Here is a 20,939-nt window from a genome sequence, read left to right as displayed (position 1 = left end):
GCACCATTTATTTAAAAGAAATATTCTTTTCAATATCCTCCCAATTTGATTCAGGTGTTTTCTTTACCCGTGCATAAATACGTTTGCTGGTAATATTTACAGAGTCGAGCAAATCCCTGAAATGATCATAATCGAATTCAAGACCCGTTTGCCCGGCAATTTTCATTTGCTGCACTTCACCAGTTTTAATGTTTTGTACATACACAAACACACGATCGAAATAAGCGATCAGCCCGTCTTCAACAACATTTTTTTTATCAAAACGGGTTAACCCGCTGGTATAGCGGCTGCGTTTTGCTTTTGGATCAAAAGTAAGTTTTGACAAATAACCTCTTCCGCTTATGCAATCCCTCATTTCAAGCCAGGCATAAGCAGTGTCTACAAAATGAATAGTGATATTGTCTCTATTAACTCTTACATCAGGAGAAACGACCTCTGCAAAATCCAGTTTTAGCCAGTTATTGAGATAGGCATTCGTCCACTGTATGGAATCCGCTTTACAGTTTCTTACTGTAATATACACCCGCAGGTTATCCGGTATTTTTTGTTCGAACTTCAACGTGTCTTTCAGACATGCAGTATCACAATAAGTAGCAGGCCCTGATGATTTTGAAGAACATGAACTATTTGTGTAAACAAGACAGATAATAACAATAAAAGATAAAAGATAACGCATATCCTATTTTTTGGTTTCAACAAAAATAGCCAATGCCCCTTTATAAGCCTCAAAAAATCTTTTAGAGTAATCCTCATTCACTTTCACCTGCAGCAATGAATGACTATCTTCGCTGCCCATCTTTAAACCATGCAAGTAAACCTTCGATCTTTTCGCCTCAAAGTAAGACACCACAAATCAAAGCTGAAACGCTTTCTTTCAAAAATTGAAGCGAACCCTCCAAAAAAGCTTTTTGCTACGATGGTGACAATTGATAAAGAGGTATGGAAAGAAACAGATTGCCTGAGCTGCGCCAATTGCTGCAAGACGATGACACCGACCTATACTCCGAAGGACATGAAGCGGATCTCAAAACATTTCGGCATGACGGTGGATGCATTTAAAAAGAAATGGTTGAAGAAAGATAAGGTTGGCGACTGGATGAATAAGCATACCCCCTGCCAGTTTCTCGATAATGAAACAAATAAATGTAACATCTATTCTATAAGGCCGGATGACTGCAAAGGCTTTCCACATCTTACCAAAAGAAAAGTAGTTGATTACATTCATGTGCATAAAGCAAACCTCGATAGCTGCCCGGCAACGTTTAAGATGGTGGAGAAGATGATGGAGTCAGTCAACGGTCTACAGTCCACAGTCAACAGATAGAGTCGTTAAAAAAGTCATTCACTATTACCAATCAAAATCTTTCTGTGGTCTGTCGTCTGATGACTGTGGACTATAAAAAAACATCCTCAATAAAGAAATACTCCGGTTCGCCTAAGCGGGGAATGATGATGGATAAAATATCAAACTGAATTCTTTTGTATTGCGGATGCTGATGCAGGTATTGCTCAGCCGCTCTTTGCAGGTGCCGAAATTTTGTTTTGGTCACACTTTGTTCCGGGTAACCGCCTTTCTCATTAACCCTTGTTTTTACTTCTATAAAATGAAGCAGTTCATTTTTCTTTGCAATGATGTCAATTTCATGATAAGAAAACCGCCAGTTATGGTGTAATATCTCAAAATCATTTTTCCGCAGCCACTGAATGGCCAGTTCCTCCCCTGCCTGCCCCATTTCGTTATGAGAAGCCATGGTTTTGATTTATAGCAATTTAATATAATCGTTTAAAAAGTTCAGTATGAAGATACTGATCACAAAGGTGAATAACTTGAAAGGTTGTTTGCTTCAATTCTGCTATTTTTGTGGCTTACATTTGTACGTCTAAAAAATAAATAACTTAATATCATGAAGGTCAACAGTAAACTTATTTTATTCACTGCCATACTGGTTGTAATCACTACAGTCTGCAAACTTTTCTTCGGACCCGAACTGGAATGGTCAGGTTTTTCACCCATAATTGCTATCGCCCTGTTCTCAGGTTTTATTATTAAACAAAAAGATGCATCTTTCCTGCTGCCGCTGATTGCATTGTTTTTAAGTGATGCAGTAATACAAATATTGTATAGCTTAAACGAGTTTAAGTATCCCGGTTTCTACAATAACCAATGGAAAAACTACCTGATCCTGTTGAGTGCAACGGCTATTGGCTGGTTGCTGAAAGGAAGAAGCTATTCAAGTCTTGCATTGGGTGCTGCAGCAGCTCCGACTGTATACTTTTTAATTTCAAACTTTAGTGTTTGGATGAATCCGGCAGCTGAAGCAATATATCCAAGAACTTTTAATGGGTTGCTTACCTGCTATGAAGCTGCTCTTCCTTTTTACAGAAATTCAATAGCAGCTACATTTATCTTTTTACCTCTTATACTTTTAGCGTATAACTATCTTACAAAACATAAAACTTCACTGACTTTAGCATAAAGAATTTATTCTGAATAAAAAACCCCGGCTCTGCCCGGGGTTTTTTATTGAATCATTTTTTGTCGGCTTCATATCCTTCATCAATAAGTAAAGTATGATGATGTGAATCCGCTGCTTCCGTAGCAAGCTCATCACAGCGATTATTCCAGGGATTATCTGCATGGCCCTTTACCCAAACAAATTTTATTTTTTGTTTTTGTGAAAGCTCATGATAAGCCATCCAGAGATCCCGGTTTTTTTTGCCGCCTTTAAAATTGGTAGCTATCCAGTTTTTCAACCATCCTTTCTCAACTGCATTCACCACATACTGGCTATCGGAATAAATAGTAACATTAAGATTTTCTTTCTTCAATGCTTCCAGGCCGGCGATTACAGCCATCAGTTCCATCCGGTTATTGGTAGTAAGTTTATACCCCTGCGATAATTCCTTGCGCAGGTTGCCACTCAATAATACCACCCCATAACCGCCGGGACCAGGATTACCACGGGATGAACCATCTGTATAAATAACGATCTGTTGCATGTTTATCTAAAAAAAATGGGCACCGGTAAAGATGCCCATTTCGTTTTTATGGAGCTCAAATTATTTTTTCACACTTGTATAGGTAAAACGATCAACTGCAACGATGGTAGTAGCTGCATTGTACTGGTAATTGTGAGGAACAAAATAACGTAAGGCTATACGACCCTCAACCGGCTTATTCAAACCCCTCACAGTACCTTCAAACCGTGTCCATGTGGTCGGATATGAATCAGCTGCATTAACTGTTTGGAAAGTATTTACAGTAGTGAGTGTTTCATCAAAATCACCCGGATCATCGCCATCGCCAACGTTGGTACCATTGTTATGCTTATTCATTCTTAGTTCCAGTCCTGTCGCTGTCAGGTCCAACGTAAGGCTATTCGTATAAAAAACTATTTTATCACCATTCTGCAGCATAATGGGTTTTGAAACTATCCAGTTACTGATAGTGCTTTCGATCGTATAACCGGCGTCGCCCTGTGCAACTGTATTAAAGCTGTATGCATAACCCGAACCCGAGAATAAAGGAAGTGTTGGTGCAAATGTGCCACCTATCCAGCCACCAGCACCGATCGGCGAACTTTTATTGATAAATGTCCAGCCATTCCCGGTTGCGCCTGAAGTAGTTTCAAACTCTTCACTAAAAGACTGATCGGAAATAGGCGGTGGCGTAAGCAGGTATTCATCATTTTTACATGATGCTAAAAATACGGATACAGATAAAAAGAGAGCAATGGGTAAAATTGTTTTTCTCATGCTGTTAGTGCTTTGGTTTCAGGGAGTGAATGTAGGGAAATTTGATAAATCTAAAAAACTGATTTTGCCAACAAACTCAAGGCTTTAGGATAAGAAAAGATTGGCCACTGAGAACCACAGAAAAACAGAGAGCCGCAGAGATATCAGCTTTGCTCTGTGTAACTCTTTTCATACTCCGTGGATTCTCTGTGGCCAGGAATTATACCATGTCTTTAGACCTGGAAAACCCCCGTCTTCAATTCACCCATTTCGGGGTTATGATTAGCTGCAGCAATTGCTTCAGCAATATGCATTCTTGTTTCGGCAGGATCGATGATCGCATCTACCCACATCCGGGCAGCAGCATATTCAGGTAAAGTTTGTTTTTCATATCGGCTGATGATCTTATCCAGCAATTCTTTTTCTTCTACTGCACTTACTTCTTTGCCTTTTGCTTTCATAGATGACACTTGTATCTGCAATAAAGTTTTAGCAGCCTGCTCCCCTCCCATCACAGCAATTTTTGCCGAAGGCCATGCATAAATAAATCGCGGATCATAAGCTTTGCCACACATAGCATAGTTGCCGGCGCCATAACTATTGCCGATGATGATCGTTATTTTCGGAACAACAGAATTAGCAACTGCATTCACCATCTTAGCTCCGTCTTTAATGATACCTGCATGTTCGCTGCGGCTGCCAACCATAAAACCAGTAACATCCTGCAGGAACAACAAAGGAATTTTCTTTTGATTGCAGTTGAGAATAAAACGTGCAGCTTTATCAGCACTGTCATTATAAATAACACCGCCGAGTTGCATCTCTCCTTTCTTACTCTTTACAATTTTTCTTTGATTAGCAACAATACCTACGGCCCAGCCATCAATACGACCATAACCACAGATAATTGTTTTGCCATAATCTTCTTTGAACTGTTCGAATGAATTACCTCCTGATTTATCAGGAGGACCATCAACAAGGCGTTCAATTATCTCCACCATATCATAAGGCTTGCCTTCTGCTGCAAAAATGCCGAACAGATCATCAGCATTCTTTTTGGGTTCAGTAGATTTCATCCTGTCAAAACCTGCTGTTGCTTTTTCACCCAGCATGGAAAACATTTTTTTAATATGATCCATGCATTCCTGTTCGGTTTTGAATTTATAATCGGCAATGCCGCTTATCTCTGTATGTGTTGCTGCACCACCGAGAGTCTCTATATCTACATCTTCACCAATAGCAGCTTTAACGAGATAAGGCCCCGCCAGGAATATAGAACCGTTGCCTTCTACCATTAGCGTTTCATCACTCATAATAGGTAAGTATGCGCCGCCTGCAACGCAGGGGCCCATCACTGCAGCAATTTGTGTAATGCCCATGGCACTCATGCGGGCATTATTGCGGAAGATGCGGCCGAAATGTTCTTTATCAGGAAAAATTTCATCCTGCATAGGAAGAAATACACCGGCACTGTCAACGAGATAGATAATGGGTAAATGATTTTCCATTGCTATCTCCTGCATGCGCAGATTTTTTTTACCCGTAATAGGAAACCATGCACCGGCTTTTACTGTCTGATCGTTTGCAACGATCACACATTGCCTGCCACTTACATAACCTACACCTGCAACAGTACCGCCTGCAGGGCAACCGCCTTCGGCTTCATACATTTCATAACCGGCAAATGCGCCGATCTCAATAAAGGGTTTATTCTTATCAGCTAAATATTCAATACGCTGACGGGGAGTGAGTTTATTTTTTTCTTTTTGCTTATCGGCAGCTTTCTTACCACCGCCTTCATAAATTTTTTCCAGCTTGCGGCGCATATCTGTCCACTGCATCTTTAAAACATCTTCATTGCGGTTAAAGTCTTTGCTCATGATGAAGCAAAGATAAGGGGGAGTATGATTATGTAGCCGGCTGGGTTGCTACTATCATCGTCTGTTGCGTCGCACTCTTGTACGTTTGGGAATTCTATTCAGCACATATCAAACTATTCAACATGTCCCGTAGGGACATTTGTTGGGTAGCCGAATAATGATAATGCTTGATAACGTTCCATCGAAACGTTTGGTGAAATGTTGTTGCAAGCACCATGCGTTCCTATGGAACGCTGATACAATCTCGAATTTATTTTCTACCCACGATGTGTTCCGATGGAACACGGGAATACAATTTCGTTTGCGTCGATATAGTTGACTCCTTATTTAAAGCGAAAAAGAAAAACTGCCTGCCCTAAATATACAAATTCCCCAAACCTCATATTACATTCTTAACTTTATAGTGAGTTTATTATCATCAACAATTTTTATAGCAATAATATGGAACATAAAAAACAATTAGAAGAGCTGAATAGTGAATCTGTCCGCAAACTGGAAGAATACATGAAAAGTAAAGAAGGGTTAAAAGAAGATGATCATAAAAAATTGCACACGGCAAAAGAAGAATGGCAGGTAGCCTGGAATAAAATGATGGAAGTATTGATGATTTTAGAGCGGATAGAGATATAATGCCGTCAATCTGTAAATACTTTGATCATTTCCTGATCCCTACCGTTTTTTCTATTCCATTGAAAAGGGATTTCCACGCTAAATAAAACATGGATTGATTCGTGTTACGATCGATATGCGTTTGCACTTCCCGTATATCTCCATGCTTCTTGGGATTTGAATTTATTATAAGGAGATTTGCCATGGCACTCTGCAAAGATTTCCGGTCCATTTTTGTTGCGCCTTTATCTCTTTCAAGCATGGTTATATTAAAATCATCGTAGAGTAGTTTCATATTGCCATCCATGGCGGCATCATTACCACTGAAATTAAATTCAAGACTTTTTATCGTTCCTTTATTTATACGTGAAGGCCCCATGGGTATAGTAAGGGGGTTGAACAACCGGGCATCCATAGCAGCAAGCGATCCACTCACATCAAACCGTCCCTGCGGATGCAGGAGATAGATCTTCCAGCTTGTTTTTAAGGGAGTGCTGTTCAGGAACTTTGCGTTGATATCAGCAGTCATTATATTATTGGCTGCAATTACATTTTTATTATTGGTTATATTACTGATATTGGCATTGATATTATAAAATTGAACTTTGCCAGACTGCCGGGTAATACTGCTTCTTTCTTTATACTCAACGAAAGCATTGTACAGGATCATCTTTTTGATATTGACAGGAACGGGAATGAGTTCAATGATATGAAGCGGGTATTGTTCTTTACGGTTTCTTATATCGCTGGGTATTGCAACGTCACAGTATATTTTTAAGCTGGCCGGGCCGATCAGCATTGTATCCGCTATAATAGCTGCATCAAATAACTGCTCCATGTCTATATGCTGCAGTTGTATATCGCTGAACGAAAGATCGAAACAGTAATCCTGTACGGGTTTGGCATTTACAAAAGCATCTTCATCCATTACAGGAACGACCCGGAAATTTTTTGCCCGGAGCTGGTTATTTACAGAACTGATCGAAATATCATCGGCCGTGTAGTTATAAAATTTATTTCCGGCGAGCCATGTTATTTTCCGGCAGCTAATATTCACTTCTTCGGCAAACAGGATGCGTGAAGTATCAGCATTGCTGATGCTGTCCACTCTCAGTTTCACCAGCGTCATAGAAACATCCTGCATATGAATGTTTACTTTTTTTGTTTTGAGGGTGCTGGTGTTGATCTGTGCATCAGTTATTACAACTGTATCGGCTTGTAACAATTTAAGGTCACCAAGTATTTGCTCAAATATTTCTTTAGGAGGAACCGTAGCCGGTTTATTTTTTGTGGAATTGGTATAGGTGATATCAATAACCGGTCTTATTATTTCTAATTTCCGGCCCACGATCTCGTTGTTAAGTAATACACGGGATGTCTTTACCCCGGATGCAATGATCTGCGGGATATGAATGTTCAATAGTACAGCAGGCCCTTCACCCAGTTTGTCAAGAGCAATATACCGTGTGCTGTCATACATCAGCTCCATATTGGAAATGGATAAATAACCGGAAAGTTCGTTTAGCCGGAGGCTATCATATTTTATTTTGTAAAGGCCATTGGTCTTTTCCCTTACGGTCTTTTCTATTTTATTTTTTATGATCGTTGCCTTACTCACATTCCAGTAGAATATGCCGCCAGCGATGATGACAATAAAGAAAATAAGAACGCCAAAGGCTATTGTTCTTCCCTTGTGTGTAGCTGTTACTTTCTTCAAATTTGTTTTTATTGCTTGAGGCGATTGCAAAACCTTTCTATTTATCACCCGATTTTAAATGAATCTTTAAAAATATGCTTCTTCAACAGGTAAATGTTACACAGAATCTTTTAAAAATTACATCATTCACATGTTTTTAAAAAGGGTAAATGAGTGAGGGGTTGCCTGTCTTCACGCACCGAACAGTACTAAAAGCAAATGCCCCGCTGATCAGCGGGGCATTTTATTAATTGCTCTCATGCTTAATTAATCGTCTTGTTTCACTTTCTTTTCACCATCCTCAATTTTTGTTTTTGTATCACCATCCTTGATCTTTACTTCATCGCCATCAACTTTCTTCTTATAATCACCATATTTTACTTTATACTCATCGTCGCCGTCATAATAATATTTTCCGTCACTTACTTTCACAACATGTCCGTTGATCACTTCGCCGGTTGCACCGTAAATAGTATCATTTGTTTTAGTATCAACATAAATATAGACAGGCTTATGTGTTTCACTGTTTACCATGAGACCCGTTTTCTCATCTTTCTCCAATTTTACAGTTTCACCTAAAGTCAGGTCTTTATACCTTCCGTTGTTGCAGGCTGTCAATAATAGACTTGTGGCTAAACTTAGAAATAATAGCTTTTTCATATTTTTTTTTACTACTAAGCCAATTATCAGGCCAGCTCTCAGCGATGTTCACATTTCTAAGAAAATTAGAGACATGCATTACACCATTGTTTGAAAGTGTCCCATCATGGGTAATATTTTTCGCTAAAAAAGCAACTACACCTGGTCCATCATCGTTTAGCCGGTTAATAAAATTAACGGGCATTGGCACCGGGTGGCATCATGTTTGAAACTTTTGCCTGAATCAAAATGTGATGTTATGAAAAAGATGATTCTGATGTTGGCTGTAGTTGTTGTTTCAGCAACTACATTCAAATCAACCGCCCAGATTAGTGTAAATATTAATCTCGGCTCGCAACCTGCGTGGGGTCCGGCAGGCTATGATTACGTAGAGTATTATTATTTGCCGGATATAGGTGCTTACTATTATGTTCCTACCCGACAGTTTATTTACCTGAACAATGGTAACTGGATCTATGCAAACAGCTTACCGTCACGATACAGGTCTTATAACCTGTACAGCGGTTATAAAGTTGTGATCAATGAACCTAAGCCTTATTTGCGGCATTCAACCTACCAGGTAAAGTATGCAAAGTACAAAGGCGTAAAGGGAAATCAGGGAAACAATAATAGTAATAACAAGTACAAAACATATAAAAGCCATGGTAACGGTAAGGGCCACGGTAATTAAGTAGCATAGTAAGCTTTAAGATATAAGCAGGGCCTCGCTGGTTAGCGGGGCCTTTTGCATTTAAAAATGGTGGCCACAGAGAGCCACAGAAGAAACAGAGAGCCGCAGAGATATCAGATTAACTCTGAGTAACTCTTTTTATACTCCGCGGCTCTCTGTGGCCTAAAATATCACAACCGATCAACATCTGTTTCTAATAGTTTTAAGCCCTTTATTATGAATGGTAATTAATGCACACCATTGAATCGGCTGTTTTGATTAATTTTAAGAATAAGAAAATACCAGGAACTGCTATGAAAACTAAACAAAGTCTTTGCCTTATTCTTTCTGCCTTTATTTGTCTTATAAGCCTTGCACAAAACAACGGCTGGAAAATCTGCAACTCTCCTGTTTTTAACAGCAGGGTGGATGATATTTTTATGGTCAATACACAAACTGGTTATGCTGTTTGCGGTGATGGGCAGATCGTAAAAACAAATAACAGCGGCGAAGATTGGAGTTTGTTGATACAGGATAATAGTATCTATTGCCGTTCAGTTGAATTTATCAATACACAAAAAGGATTTGTTGGTGGCTTTCCACGTACAGGGATCACAACTAATATTCTGCGAAGAACAACTGACGGCGGAGCAACATGGACCGATCTTACTCAACAGTTACATCCCCGTGCAAGAAAAGGAATTTGCGGGTTAGCGATTCCTGACAGCAATACTATTTATGGCGGCGGCAACTGGTTTGAAGATTCAGCTTATATTATTAAATCAACTGATGGAGGCAATACATGGAATTTTATAGATATGCGTCCTTATGCCACTTCCATCATCGACCTGTTTTTTATAAACAAGGATATTGGTTTTGCAACTGGTAAGGGGCCACAGCCATTGGAGACTGCTATTATTCTTTATACAACAGATGGCGGTGTTACATGGACAACAAAGTTCATAAATGATATAACGAATGAGTATTGCTGGAAAATACAAAGGCTGACACCTCGTATTTATTTTGCTTCGATAGAAGACCTACCTCGCCGGGCTCCAAAAATTCTTAGGTCTGATGATGGTGGTATGACATGGACACTGCACCTGGCTGATTCTGCACCTTACAATGTAGAAGGCATCGGCTTTATTGATCCGCGGCATGGCTGGATGGGTGGTGATGTTAATACTTCCTATGAATCGACAGATGGGGGAAGAACATGGTTCCGTGTGCCTATATGTCTTAGCATGAACCGTGTGTTTAAAGTAAATGATACGATGCTGTTTGCAAGTGGCAACCAGATATGGAAATATAAAGGAGAAGGTATCTATCCTGCTATTCCGGCACCGCGATATGCATCATTACTTACTCACCCGAATCCTGTTAATGATGTGCTTACTGTGAATGTATCTACAGCAATTGCTACACGCATCTCTTTACAATTGCTGGATGCTTCGGGCCGTCGGATAAAAATGATTGACAATACAGACAGGCCAAAAGGATCTTACCAGTTTTATGTGAATACAGATTTGCTTCCGCCGGGAATTTATTATGTAGTGTTAAAAACGCATGAGGATAAACAGCATTCAAAAATCGTAGTGACACGATAGCATTTCTTTTCTTATTATTCTTCAGCATCATTTTTGTCCATCCTGCATAAAATAAAAACCAATTATTTTTCCGCTTGATAATACTATATTACATAACCTGTATTGTAAAGGTGATTTAAACCGGTAATTATGGATTGGTATTACTTGGCCATCATTATATATGTCATTGTACTTGCGGTAGTGCTGTTACGCATACTGTTTGAAACGCATGCTACCACCAAAACCTTAGCCTATATACTGCTGTGTATATTTATTCCCGTACTTGGTATATTATTTTACATAGTATTTGGGATCAATTACTGGACAAAAAAAAGATACTCAAAAAAAATGCAGGAAAATTTCGGGGTGCTGGAGCATTTAAAAAAAATTGATCAATACACTAAGGCAATAGTTAATACAAATAACCTGGTGGTGGAGCAGAATGCGGAACTGGCTACTATGCTGATCAAGGACCTTGGAAGTCCGCTTACCGGTTCTAATAAAGTAGTGCTCTTAAAAAATGGAGAAAATAAATTTCCGGAATTATTAAACGCATTAAAGGAAGCTAAACATCATATCCACCTGCAATATTATATTTACGAGTGTGATGAAACAGGGCTGTCCATCATAGAACTGCTTATCCAAAAAGCAAAGCAGGGTGTAATGGTGCGTTTTATCTATGATGATTTTGGCAGCCCCGGAATAAACAAGAAAACTGAACAAAGGATGATAGAAGCTGGTATTGAAATTCATCCATTTCATAAAGTAACATTCTATTTGCTGGCGAACCGTATCAATTTCCGCAACCACCGAAAAATTGTAATTATTGATGGCCACACTTCTTTTACAGGTGGTATTAATGTATCAGATAAATATGTAAATAATGGAGTGCCGAAGAAATTATACTGGCGGGACACCCATGTAATGATCCAGGGGCCTGCGGTTTATTATTTACAATACCTGTTTATTACAGACTGGAATTTTTGCTGTGGTAAACCATTAATTACAGATGCATCTTATTTTGCTGTTACTGGTGAAACAAACCAGAATTGTCTTGTGCAGATAGCGGCAGGAGGTCCTGATTCGCCAATGCCAACCGTATTATATTCCATATTACAAGCCATCTACCTGGCACAGGAGGAAATACTGATCACAACTCCCTATTTTATTCCCGGCGATAGTTTGCTGGATGCATTGTGTATAGCAGCCTTAAGCGGGTTAAAGGTTAAATTGCTGGTGCCGGGCATCAGTGATTCCAGGTTTATTAATAAAGCATCAAAATCTTATTACACCACATTACTTAAAGCCGGTGCGGAAATTTACCTGTATCAAAAAGGGTTTGTGCATGCTAAAACAATGGTGACTGACAGCAAACTGTCGGTAATAGGAACGGCTAATATGGATTACCGGAGTTTTGAATTGAACTTTGAAGTGAATGCTATAATTTATAATACTTCATTTGCAAAGCAACTACGTGAAATGTTTTATGCAGACCTGGAGGATGCTCAGAAAATTAATAAAGAAGAATGGCTTTCACGACCATGGATACATCAATTACCAGAAAAAGTAGCCCGGCTGTTTTCGCCGGTTTTATAAGTTGATCGCTATGTTTCTACAATGTCTTCTCCTATAATTTCTTCAGCATCATTTTCTGTCCATCCTGCATAAAATAAAAACCGATGATCTTTCCGGATTTATCTTTTTCAAATTTCAAATCAACATTGATTTCCTTGCTGAAAAATTCATCGGGTGCAGTGAAGTAGATCTTATATTTTTCTGTTGGAGTAAATGAAATATAATCTGTACTTCCCTGGCGGTAAAGCTTCATGGTATCTCCGTTAAACAAATATTTACCTGTATACGAAGCAAACAGGCTGTCGGAAACGGTAATCGCTTTTTTCATAACAGGTTTATAAAAATCTTTCCAGCCATAAACAGATGCTACACTGTTTACTACTTCATTTAAAATATTTCCATTGTTTGAGTTTACCATCACTACTATTCCGTTTCCATTTTCAAGACTTCCTTTATAGGTACTCAGAAATCCCTGGTCTGAACCACCATGCCCGAAATATTTTTCTCCGCCTTCTGTTTCTATAAAAACACCAAGTGCTGCATTACTGTCAACATAAGGAGTTAACCGCAGTTTCGTCATTTCCTTTGATAATACTTTGTTTGATTTTCCCTGGAGTGAAAGCTGCGTTTCAATGATATAATTAGCAATATCTGTTGGGTTGGTCCACAAACCTGCTGCACCTTGTTCGGGATACACATTAGACTTTCCTTTTACAGGGAGTCCGTCTTGTTGATAACCTGTTGCAAGGAATTTCTCTTTGTCTTTTGCAGGTGGCTGTGTGTAGGAGCTCATCGTCATCCCCAAAGGTTTTAAAATATTCTCCCACATGTATGTGTCATAAGCCTGGCCAGTTACATCCATCAGCATTAGTTGTGAAATAGTGGTACCACCACCTGAATATTTAAATTTTACTCCAGGCTCAAACATTGAACGTACTGCTTTTGTATTAGCAGGTGCTTTACCATCGAGGATATCGGTAAGTGAAGGGATCGTATCACCCCTTTCATAACCGGGAAATCCATGAATGCTGAGGCCGGCTGTATGACTCAGCAAATTCGCCAATGTAATTTTCTTTTCATGAGAGGTTGTATCGTAAGGAAATTTCCATGTTTTCAGATAATCGTTTATATCCGCATACAGCTTGATCTTTTTATCCTGTACCAATTTAAGTAATCCTACACCATTTAGTGATTTGCTGATCGAACCTGCCTGGAACAGCGTTTGCGTTGTTACCGGTGTATGGGAAGCTGTATCCATCATTCCATAACCACGAGCCCATTCAATTTTATAATTGCGAATAACAGCAATACTTAATCCATGAATATAGTATTGCTTCATACGTTCGGCCAAGGTCCATTGGCTTTTTTCACCTTCTATCTGTGCCCATCCACCGAGTTTATTTTCTACCTCTTTTATTTTGTTCTCGATCTCCTCACTGTATTTAGAATTAGCCTGGGCTTCTTCTTTTGACTGACAGCTTATAAAAACTGTATTGACTACAAGTATGAGCAGGATGATCTTTGAATAGCGTAACATGGAATTGATTTAAATGTTAAGGTTGTGGAATGTTTTATAAATCAAGATAAGGGAAAATCATCTTATCAAAGTAATAGTCCCTTTGCGCTTAACAAGATTGCCGCCGAAATCAACTGCTTCAGCGATCCATACAAAAGTGCTTGTGCTTTGTTCTAAACCGGATATCTTACCATTCCACCGTGCACTGGGGTTGGTAGAAGAAAATACCATTTGCCCCCAACGATTAAATATTTTGAAGTAATGAAATTCTTTCATGCCTACTACAACCGGTCCTATGATATCATTTAATCCATCACCATCAGGTGTAAATGCCGAAGGCACATAGATCTCAGGACCTTTATACACTTTTATATTTATTACGGCTGATCCCATACAATCATCAGGAGTATTAGCAAGAACCTGGTACGTCATATCCCTGTCGAGGATAGCAATGGGATCTTTAATAAAAGGATCACTTAACCCGAACGATGGCGTCCATACATAAGTAGAAAAACCGCTATTGTCAAGATCCACAGCATCCAGTTGCAAAGGCTGGTTGATAGCAATAATAGTATCGCCTACCAATCCAATACGTAATGGTGGATTGATCCTTACTGTTACCTGGTCAGGATTGATGGAACGGCAACCACCAGCATCCACCACATGCAAGCTATAAGTATAAGTGCCTGGTTGCGGATTGAGCATTACCGGGTTTTGTATTGTAGTGCTGTTAAGATAAGTTGCCGGCGACCATGAATAGGTTATAGCATTCCCGCCATTGAGCTGTACATCTTTTCCAAAACAAATTATTGTATCACGGCCTGCATCAGCAATAGGCGAAATACGGGCAGGCACCACCACTTTTTTAATAATATAACATGGTCCTGTAATTGGAGTGGCTTTGATATAATAAGTACCGGCTGATACTGCTGCAGGATTCGGGACAGGAATCGTTGCTGGCATATCTAACCAATAGCTATACGTATAACCGGGTGCAGAACCAGCAGTAACTGCCGGATCGGAAATACTTGTAAGACCAACTACCGGGCATACGGCTGCCGGGTTTGTAATTGTCAATAAAGGGCTATCATAAAAAACAAAATCATAGCTGGCATGTGTACCACCGCATAGCCTGTTCAGAAAAACTTTTATCGTATAACTTTCACCAATGATAAGTCCGGAAAAGAAACCTGTACTGTTTGTGCCTAATAAAGTAGTTCCCTGGTACAATTCATATTCAATAGTAGTACCTGTTACCGGCGAAGGAGTTAATGATGCCTGTACAGTACCGGCCGCACAATCTTCAATACGGTTAAGAGTATAAATTGTCGCCGGGCAATAAGATGAAATATCTATAGAAGCAAGAAAACCGTTACCCGCTGCGTAAAGTAATTGCTGGCCGTTATCATAAACAACATCAAAAACATTGCTCGCTGCAAAACCCGGAATGCTGATATCAGCGGCTACCCCATCATTAAAAACACTACCGTTAAAATTAAGAACCTTAATGATACCGTTAGTAAATCCAATAAACACATTATTACATTGATCAGCAAATATGCCTCCTGTTCGTAAGGGAACATTTCCAGTGAAGGTTGTAACCGTACCTACCTGTGCGCCGGTTGCTTTTGAAAATGCTTTTAGATTTAGACCATCCCAATAGAAAAGATAATTTGAATTTACGGACAATGTATTTGTCGAATTTTCAAGCCCGGTAATATAGGGACGGTTAGCGGGTTCACGCAAAGTAAAAAAACCTGCATTGGTCTGCCATATACGTGTAGTAGAATTATACGGTGGTGCATGTTTAAAGATCAGGTTATCTCTTGAAACATCGGTAACTGGTGTTGAATAGATCGTAAACATTTCGTTAGTAACCGGGTCAAGAATAATATCAGAAATGTCATTGTGTCCTCCTGTTAGTCCTGAAAGATTGGAGGTAGCGGGGTTAACGGTGGCTGGATCCAAAATTGCCAACTCATTGTTTGCGTTTCCTCCCCCTCCTGCAATGAGTATCCTAGGTACCCCTCCGTTACAACCGTATGTCATTCTCCAGTTTTCAGTGAAGTTGGTATTGGGAGTTGAAATGTAATTATCATAAATACCAGCAGCATTTATCCGCACTACAGAAAAGCCACTGGATGCCAAGCCCTGTCCCAGGTAAATAGCACCACTCCCCTTTTCTACTACCCAGCCTCCATATGAGCCACCGAAATTCCATACAGGGGTTGTCAATGTACCGGAGAATGTCCATAACAGCGTGCCGGCCGGAGAATATTTGGCAAGTTTATGAACAGTACCATCACCACCACCGGCAACAAAAATATTTCCGTTATAATCAAAATCGATATCCTTAGCTACACCCGGCTGTTGGCCTGTAAGTGTGGCTGTGCTGGTAACAAATGGATCGATAACAAAAGATTTACCTGCACTAAACCCATCGGGTAGTTTAAATTCAATTTCATTTCTCTGAATATTATATGCTGCTTTTTGTTTTGCAGTTTTCATTATATCACCAGAAAAATAGCAAAGCGGTACTGATTGAACGATGCCATCGATATCTGATTTAACTACCAACCTTCCTGCATCATCTGTTGTCATAGATTGTATATCGCCGCCAAAGCGAATTTTTATTTTACTAATGTCTGCGCCTGCATTTACCAGCAGTTTAAATTCAAAGCCCGGTCTATCAGCTCCATCAAAACTATATTCTGCATCTATACCAGGATACAAATTTTTATAAACCAATTTCTCAAATGCATATGCTTTTTGCTTGATCGTGCCGTAGGTATGATAGGATGCTTTTTTTTCCAGTGCAATGATTTCCGGGTTCGGGTTTGCATTTAGCCATTCAAAACTTATCATCCGGTAACAAGACTCTGTAATTCTTTTTCTTTCTTCTTTACTCATTCCAGCATGGATCAATGTTGATCTTTCTTCATATGTTAGTTGCTGTTGCTGCTTTTGCAGATGAATTACTCCTTTGGATGTAAATAATACAGGCATTGTCAGACCTTCATATCCATAAAGAACCCGGCCAAGGTTTTCAAAACCAGCCAGGGTATCGCCATACTGCCCTATATTTTGTATATACTCACCCTGTGTCCCGAAAAGATCGGTTTTCTTATCTGTAATTGCATTCAGCCGGTAAGTATTGGGAGAATTATTTTGTTGTTGTTGTTGTGCATGCAAAAAATCAACTGCTATCAGCATGAAAAAGCAGGCAATTAGTCGAGGTTTATAACAGTTAATGGTTCGGGAAAGCATGCAGTTGTTATATACTCAAATATAGCAACTAAAGCCCACGAATTAAATTGACAACCAATAAGAAGATGAGAAAATTTTTATAAAATCCCGGGTAAAAACCCGGTTATTTTACAGTAACATCTCCGGCTTTCTCATTTGGCCCCTTGAAAGAATTTATATCGATCGGGAAATGCCTTGTATTAAAATTTGTTTGCTGAAACTGATTTCGCAGCCAGGTCGCTGTATTTTCAAACCCCTTACCATCTTTTGTATCAAAATCATTTAGCACCAACCCGTTTGCTTCTTTTGACATTGAAGCAGGATCGTCTAAATAATAATATAATACAGCAAGGTTAAAATAACTTGCATACCGGATCTTACGATCGTGGCGATTATTAGAAGCATAATTTTTCCGGATCTTTTCAAAATAATCTATTACTGGTTTCAGTTGTTCCTTTGCCCCTACTACAGGTGTACTCGCAGTCAGATTAAACAACACTTCATTCATCTGCTGAACAGCTTTTTTCCAGGCACTGTTTTCCGGATGTTTGCGGGTATCGATGATCCATATATAATCATTAGCTGTTACTTCTTCAAAACCGAAATTATTTGTTATCTGCTGGCTCAGGTTTTGTATTGCAGTATTCACATTTTCACGAATTAGTTCTTTAGTAACTGCCATTGAGTTCACTATAAAATAACTTTCTGCTAATGGACGTAATGCAAATTCAGGACTCCTGTAAATTCTTTTATTATCGCGGCTTGCCATTTGCTGATCCATAATATGCACGCCCCTGTAATCAGTAATGGTAGCCTCGGCTTCAAAAGTATAAGTTACTTCCTGGGAATAAAATGTTTTTGTTCCTGTAATAACACCATTCTTGTCTTTGGTTGTTACCACCCTTTCTTTTACCGCTACATCGCCCGGTAGCAGATCACCAAACTTTATTCTTATTTCAAGGTGCCCGTCGCTTTGAAGCTTGCGCCAGCCTCCCAGTTTCACTGATTTTTCAGGTGTAAGCTCCTGCATGAATGGGTTCATCATCCTGGTTGTTTCCACTTCCACATTATAAGTGCGGTAGGTACTGTCCAGCTTCATAGTAGGCAGCGAACGGTATTGTACACTGAAACGGAATTTGTCCAGGTCTACTGATTTTTGTGCGGCTATTGCAAGCGGGAATACCAGTAAAAGGTAGGTGTATAGTTTTTTCACGAGATGGGATTTATTGATTAAACGTCAAAGGAAATGAAAAATTTCCTCAGCCTTCAGTTTCACAGGCTGATTAAACAACGTATTAACTCAGGTGAGAAAAACTCCGTCGATAAACTACGATAAAATTGCTTTAAGGATACAGTAAATACTTTTTCCGCATCTCTTTGTATTGGCTAAGCCCGGGTTCCCAACTTGCCCGAATTTCTTTCTCTGATTTTCCATCGATGATCTGCTGGCGGAATAAACCGGAACCAACCAGCCTTTCGATGGTTCCCATCTCCCTGCTCAATTTGGAATCGAAAAATTTTTCTTTATGCGGATGTGCTTTATACAATTCCATTATCCATTGCAGGTTTATCTGTTTTGTCTTGTAAAATTTTGTGATGTCATAATCTCTCAGATCAAGACCATAACAAGTCTGACCCATAAACAAAGGTGTTTCGGCCATACCTTTTATACTTTCAGATTTATAAGAGAACTGATAAATGCCTTTTAATTCAGGACTCCCAATTACTGTAAAAGGAAACATCGTACCACGACCATGATTAAGATAAGTTCCTTCAAACATACAAGTGGAAGGATACAACATGATTGCCTGTTGTGTGTTTAAGTTCGGCGAGGGTTTTACCGGCAATGTATAAGGCATATCATGATTATAATTCGCAACCGGTATTATCTTGATCTTACATTTTGCTTTACCCTTCAGCCAGCCTTCTCCATTTGCCATTTGTGCAAATTCTCCAACCGTTAATCCATGTGACATTGGAAGCGGGAACATACCGATCCCTGATTTATACTGCGTATCAAGAATAGGTCCATCAACTAAATATCCATTCGGATTGGGACGGTCAAGGATCAGCATTTCTTTTCCGTTTTCATAACAGGCATCCATTAACCTTACTAATGCATTTATGTTTGTATAAAAACGGCATCCCACATCTTGAAGATCATAAACTAATACATCCACATCAACCATATCTTCTTTTGATGGCTTATTCTTTTTTCCATATAATGAAATAATGGGAATATTGGTTTTAGTATCGATCTCATCCGCTACTTGCACTCCTGCACTTGCATTGCCACGAAAGCCATGCTCTGGCCCGAATACTTTTACAATGTTTAATCCAAGCGATTGCAGGCTATCAACCAAATGAGTATTGCCAATGATACTCGTTTGATTGGCCATTATAGCAACTCTTTTCCCTTTTAAGTACGGAACATATTTATCAGTTTGTTCAGCGCCGGTAAATAAAGACCGTTTGCCTGTTGTTTCATCCTGTGATGAAGAAGTGGATGGGGCCGGATGATGGGGCGTACCACAAAAATTAAAGATCAGTACTACAAACAAGAGTGATAAGGATTTCATTATTACTTTTTAAAATTTAAAAAATCAGACGCCGGATTCATCAAATGACAGTGTAATATCTTTAATTTTTGTTTCTACTCTCCTGCATTTTATTCCGGCTTTATCAAGCAGAAATTTGGATGCTTTGAAAATATCATTGCTTTCATATTTATTGGACAGGTAAATGACTTCTGAAATTCCTGATTGAATAATTGCTTTTGAACATTCATTACATGGAAATAAAGCGGTATAGATTTTACAACCCTTCAAATCCATCCCAATATTATTAAGAATAGCATTCAATTCAGCATGACAGATATAAGGATACTTAGTATGAAGAAACTCACCCTCTTTATGCCAGGGAAATTCGTCATCATCGCAACCGATCGGTAAACCATTATAACCGGCGCCTACGATTTTATTTTTTTCATTGACGATGCAGGCACCGACCTGTGTACTGGGATCTTTGCTGCGACGGGCAGATAGTAAAGCTACTCCCATAAAATATTCATCCCATGAAATGTAATCAGTACGCTTTTTCAATGCTTGCTGTTTTTATTTGTAAATACCTGAGTCCACGAATTTATGGTATTGTATCAAACTTTGAGTTGAATCAGGCAGCTGATTCATTTTAAAAAATAAAATTATAAGCGGCAGCAAGAGGATAACAGTGATTTCATAATTTTAAATTTCATTTTTAAAACTTATTTATGCCAAGACCTGATCTATCCCGTGTACCTAACTTTTTTCATAAATATATTAACCTGGTAAAAGAAGATGATCTAATGACGGCATTCAGTAACCAGTCAACATCTATGTTTTCATTTTTTAGTTCTATACCGGAATCAAAATATGATTTTGCTTATGATAAAGATAAATGGACAATAAAAGAACTACTGCAGCACATGATAGATGCAGAAAGAGTGTTTGCTTACCGTGCACTGACCTTTTCCAGAAAAGATCAAAACAACCTGCCCGGCTTTGATGAAAATGCATGGGCCCCGGAATCAAATGCAAGTGCAAGAAAGTGGGAGGATATGATCGAAGAATTCAAAGCTGTACGCAGATCAACTGAATACTTGTTTGATTCATTTAATGATTCGCAACTAGACTCAACAGGCAAAGCGAATAATCATCCTGTTTATGTGTTAGGAATTGGTTATATCTGTGTCGGGCACTGCAATCATCATCTTGCAATTTTGAAGGAACGCTATTTATAAAAAAATCCC

General features: G+C 39.1%; 19 protein-coding genes. 7 read left to right on the top strand and 12 right to left on the bottom strand.

Annotation, left to right across the window (positions count from 1 at the left end; genetic code table 11):
- Positions 1–7 precede the first annotated feature (7 nt).
- Entirely contained in the window at positions 8–676 is a 669-nt protein-coding gene (locus E6H07_12705) for a hypothetical protein (protein ID TMI63628.1), read from the bottom strand.
- Positions 677–805: 129 nt separating this feature from the next.
- Between E6H07_12705 and E6H07_12700 the strand changes: the two genes are divergently transcribed.
- A complete protein-coding gene (locus E6H07_12700; protein ID TMI63627.1) occupies positions 806–1,324 on the top strand; it encodes a YkgJ family cysteine cluster protein in 519 nt (172 codons plus the stop codon).
- A gap of 70 nt (positions 1,325–1,394) precedes the next feature.
- Here E6H07_12700 and E6H07_12695 read toward each other — a convergent pair whose 3' ends face one another.
- Entirely contained in the window at positions 1,395–1,751 is a 357-nt protein-coding gene (locus tag E6H07_12695; GenBank protein TMI63626.1) for a YraN family protein, read from the bottom strand.
- Positions 1,752–1,904: 153 nt separating this feature from the next.
- On the opposite strand from E6H07_12695, the gene E6H07_12690 reads away from it, so the two are divergent.
- Entirely contained in the window at positions 1,905–2,477 is a 573-nt protein-coding gene (locus tag E6H07_12690) for a hypothetical protein (protein ID TMI63625.1), read from the top strand.
- 52 nt (positions 2,478–2,529) lie between these two features.
- On the opposite strand, the gene rnhA is transcribed toward E6H07_12690, so the two are convergent.
- From rnhA to E6H07_12675, 3 genes are all read right to left on the bottom strand, one after another.
- Complete coding sequence (gene rnhA / locus E6H07_12685; protein TMI63624.1) at positions 2,530–3,000, bottom strand: ribonuclease HI; 471 nt, start codon at positions 2,998–3,000, stop codon at positions 2,530–2,532.
- A 60-nt stretch (positions 3,001–3,060) separates the two neighbouring features.
- On the bottom strand, positions 3,061–3,756 hold the full coding sequence (locus E6H07_12680) for a hypothetical protein (protein ID TMI63623.1): 696 nt from the start codon (positions 3,754–3,756) through the stop codon (positions 3,061–3,063).
- Between the two features lie 212 nt (positions 3,757–3,968).
- Positions 3,969–5,615: an acyl-CoA carboxylase subunit beta gene (locus E6H07_12675; protein ID TMI63622.1), complete on the bottom strand. Its 1,647-nt coding sequence runs from the start codon at positions 5,613–5,615 to the stop codon at positions 3,969–3,971.
- A gap of 441 nt (positions 5,616–6,056) precedes the next feature.
- Here E6H07_12675 and E6H07_12670 point away from each other — a divergent pair, with 441 nt between their 5' ends.
- Positions 6,057–6,245: a hypothetical protein gene (locus E6H07_12670; protein ID TMI63621.1), complete on the top strand. Its 189-nt coding sequence runs from the start codon at positions 6,057–6,059 to the stop codon at positions 6,243–6,245.
- A 25-nt stretch (positions 6,246–6,270) separates the two neighbouring features.
- Here E6H07_12670 and E6H07_12665 read toward each other — a convergent pair whose 3' ends face one another.
- Positions 6,271–7,941, bottom strand: a complete 1,671-nt coding sequence (locus E6H07_12665) for a hypothetical protein (protein TMI63620.1) — start codon at positions 7,939–7,941, stop codon at positions 6,271–6,273.
- Positions 7,942–8,187: 246 nt separating this feature from the next.
- Positions 8,188–8,580, bottom strand: a complete 393-nt coding sequence (locus E6H07_12660) for a hypothetical protein (protein ID TMI63619.1) — start codon at positions 8,578–8,580, stop codon at positions 8,188–8,190.
- Positions 8,581–8,827: 247 nt separating this feature from the next.
- On the opposite strand from E6H07_12660, the gene E6H07_12655 reads away from it, so the two are divergent.
- From E6H07_12655 to cls, 3 genes are all read left to right on the top strand, one after another.
- Positions 8,828–9,250, top strand: a complete 423-nt coding sequence (locus E6H07_12655) for a hypothetical protein (GenBank protein TMI63762.1) — start codon at positions 8,828–8,830, stop codon at positions 9,248–9,250.
- A gap of 230 nt (positions 9,251–9,480) precedes the next feature.
- Positions 9,481–10,836: a T9SS type A sorting domain-containing protein gene (locus E6H07_12650; protein ID TMI63618.1), complete on the top strand. Its 1,356-nt coding sequence runs from the start codon at positions 9,481–9,483 to the stop codon at positions 10,834–10,836.
- Positions 10,837–10,965: 129 nt separating this feature from the next.
- Positions 10,966–12,411 carry a cardiolipin synthase gene (cls, locus tag E6H07_12645; protein ID TMI63617.1) on the top strand — a complete coding sequence of 482 codons (1,446 nt, stop codon included), beginning with the start codon at positions 10,966–10,968 and terminating at the stop codon, positions 12,409–12,411.
- A gap of 31 nt (positions 12,412–12,442) precedes the next feature.
- On the opposite strand, the gene E6H07_12640 is transcribed toward cls, so the two are convergent.
- The 5 genes from E6H07_12640 to E6H07_12620 form a co-directional block, all read right to left on the bottom strand.
- On the bottom strand, positions 12,443–13,927 hold the full coding sequence (locus E6H07_12640; protein TMI63616.1) for a beta-lactamase family protein: 1,485 nt from the start codon (positions 13,925–13,927) through the stop codon (positions 12,443–12,445).
- Between the two features lie 57 nt (positions 13,928–13,984).
- Positions 13,985–17,173 (bottom strand): gliding motility-associated C-terminal domain-containing protein, encoded by a 3,189-nt coding sequence (locus E6H07_12635; protein TMI63615.1) that lies wholly within the window; start codon positions 17,171–17,173, stop codon positions 13,985–13,987.
- A 103-nt stretch (positions 17,174–17,276) separates the two neighbouring features.
- A complete protein-coding gene (locus tag E6H07_12630; protein ID TMI63614.1) occupies positions 17,277–18,365 on the bottom strand; it encodes a hypothetical protein in 1,089 nt (362 codons plus the stop codon).
- Between the two features lie 130 nt (positions 18,366–18,495).
- Positions 18,496–19,731 (bottom strand): DUF1343 domain-containing protein, encoded by a 1,236-nt coding sequence (locus E6H07_12625; GenBank protein ID TMI63613.1) that lies wholly within the window; start codon positions 19,729–19,731, stop codon positions 18,496–18,498.
- A gap of 24 nt (positions 19,732–19,755) precedes the next feature.
- Positions 19,756–20,253 carry a dCMP deaminase family protein gene (locus tag E6H07_12620; protein ID TMI63612.1) on the bottom strand — a complete coding sequence of 166 codons (498 nt, stop codon included), beginning with the start codon at positions 20,251–20,253 and terminating at the stop codon, positions 19,756–19,758.
- Between the two features lie 167 nt (positions 20,254–20,420).
- On the opposite strand from E6H07_12620, the gene E6H07_12615 reads away from it, so the two are divergent.
- Positions 20,421–20,930, top strand: coding sequence for a DinB family protein (locus E6H07_12615; GenBank protein ID TMI63611.1), 510 nt, complete (start codon positions 20,421–20,423; stop codon positions 20,928–20,930).
- The last annotated feature ends 9 nt before the right edge of the window (positions 20,931–20,939 follow it).

Source organism: Bacteroidota bacterium (genome assembly GCA_005882315.1).
Taxonomy (GTDB): Bacteria; Bacteroidota; Bacteroidia; order Chitinophagales; family Chitinophagaceae; genus VBAR01.
This window is presented reverse-complemented; position numbering and strand designations above follow the sequence as displayed.

Bases quoted from the DNA above. Each gene is read 5' to 3' on its own strand.
- E6H07_12705 (TMI63628.1), bottom strand. From the start codon at position 676: ATGCGTTATCTTTTATCTTTTATTGTTATTATCTGTCTTGTTTACACA.
- E6H07_12700 (TMI63627.1), top strand. From the start codon at position 806: ATGCAAGTAAACCTTCGATCTTTTCGCCTCAAAGTAAGACACCACAAA.
- E6H07_12695 (TMI63626.1), bottom strand. From the start codon at position 1,751: ATGGCTTCTCATAACGAAATGGGGCAGGCAGGGGAGGAACTGGCCATT.
- E6H07_12690 (TMI63625.1), top strand. From the start codon at position 1,905: ATGAAGGTCAACAGTAAACTTATTTTATTCACTGCCATACTGGTTGTA.
- rnhA (TMI63624.1), bottom strand. From the start codon at position 3,000: ATGCAACAGATCGTTATTTATACAGATGGTTCATCCCGTGGTAATCCT.
- E6H07_12680 (TMI63623.1), bottom strand. From the start codon at position 3,756: ATGAGAAAAACAATTTTACCCATTGCTCTCTTTTTATCTGTATCCGTA.
- E6H07_12675 (TMI63622.1), bottom strand. From the start codon at position 5,615: ATGAGCAAAGACTTTAACCGCAATGAAGATGTTTTAAAGATGCAGTGG.
- E6H07_12670 (TMI63621.1), top strand. From the start codon at position 6,057: ATGGAACATAAAAAACAATTAGAAGAGCTGAATAGTGAATCTGTCCGC.
- E6H07_12660 (TMI63619.1), bottom strand. From the start codon at position 8,580: ATGAAAAAGCTATTATTTCTAAGTTTAGCCACAAGTCTATTATTGACA.
- E6H07_12655 (TMI63762.1), top strand. From the start codon at position 8,828: ATGATTCTGATGTTGGCTGTAGTTGTTGTTTCAGCAACTACATTCAAA.
- E6H07_12650 (TMI63618.1), top strand. From the start codon at position 9,481: ATGCACACCATTGAATCGGCTGTTTTGATTAATTTTAAGAATAAGAAA.
- cls (TMI63617.1), top strand. From the start codon at position 10,966: ATGGATTGGTATTACTTGGCCATCATTATATATGTCATTGTACTTGCG.
- E6H07_12640 (TMI63616.1), bottom strand. From the start codon at position 13,927: ATGTTACGCTATTCAAAGATCATCCTGCTCATACTTGTAGTCAATACA.
- E6H07_12635 (TMI63615.1), bottom strand. From the start codon at position 17,173: ATGCTTTCCCGAACCATTAACTGTTATAAACCTCGACTAATTGCCTGC.
- E6H07_12625 (TMI63613.1), bottom strand. From the start codon at position 19,731: ATGAAATCCTTATCACTCTTGTTTGTAGTACTGATCTTTAATTTTTGT.
- E6H07_12615 (TMI63611.1), top strand. From the start codon at position 20,421: ATGCCAAGACCTGATCTATCCCGTGTACCTAACTTTTTTCATAAATAT.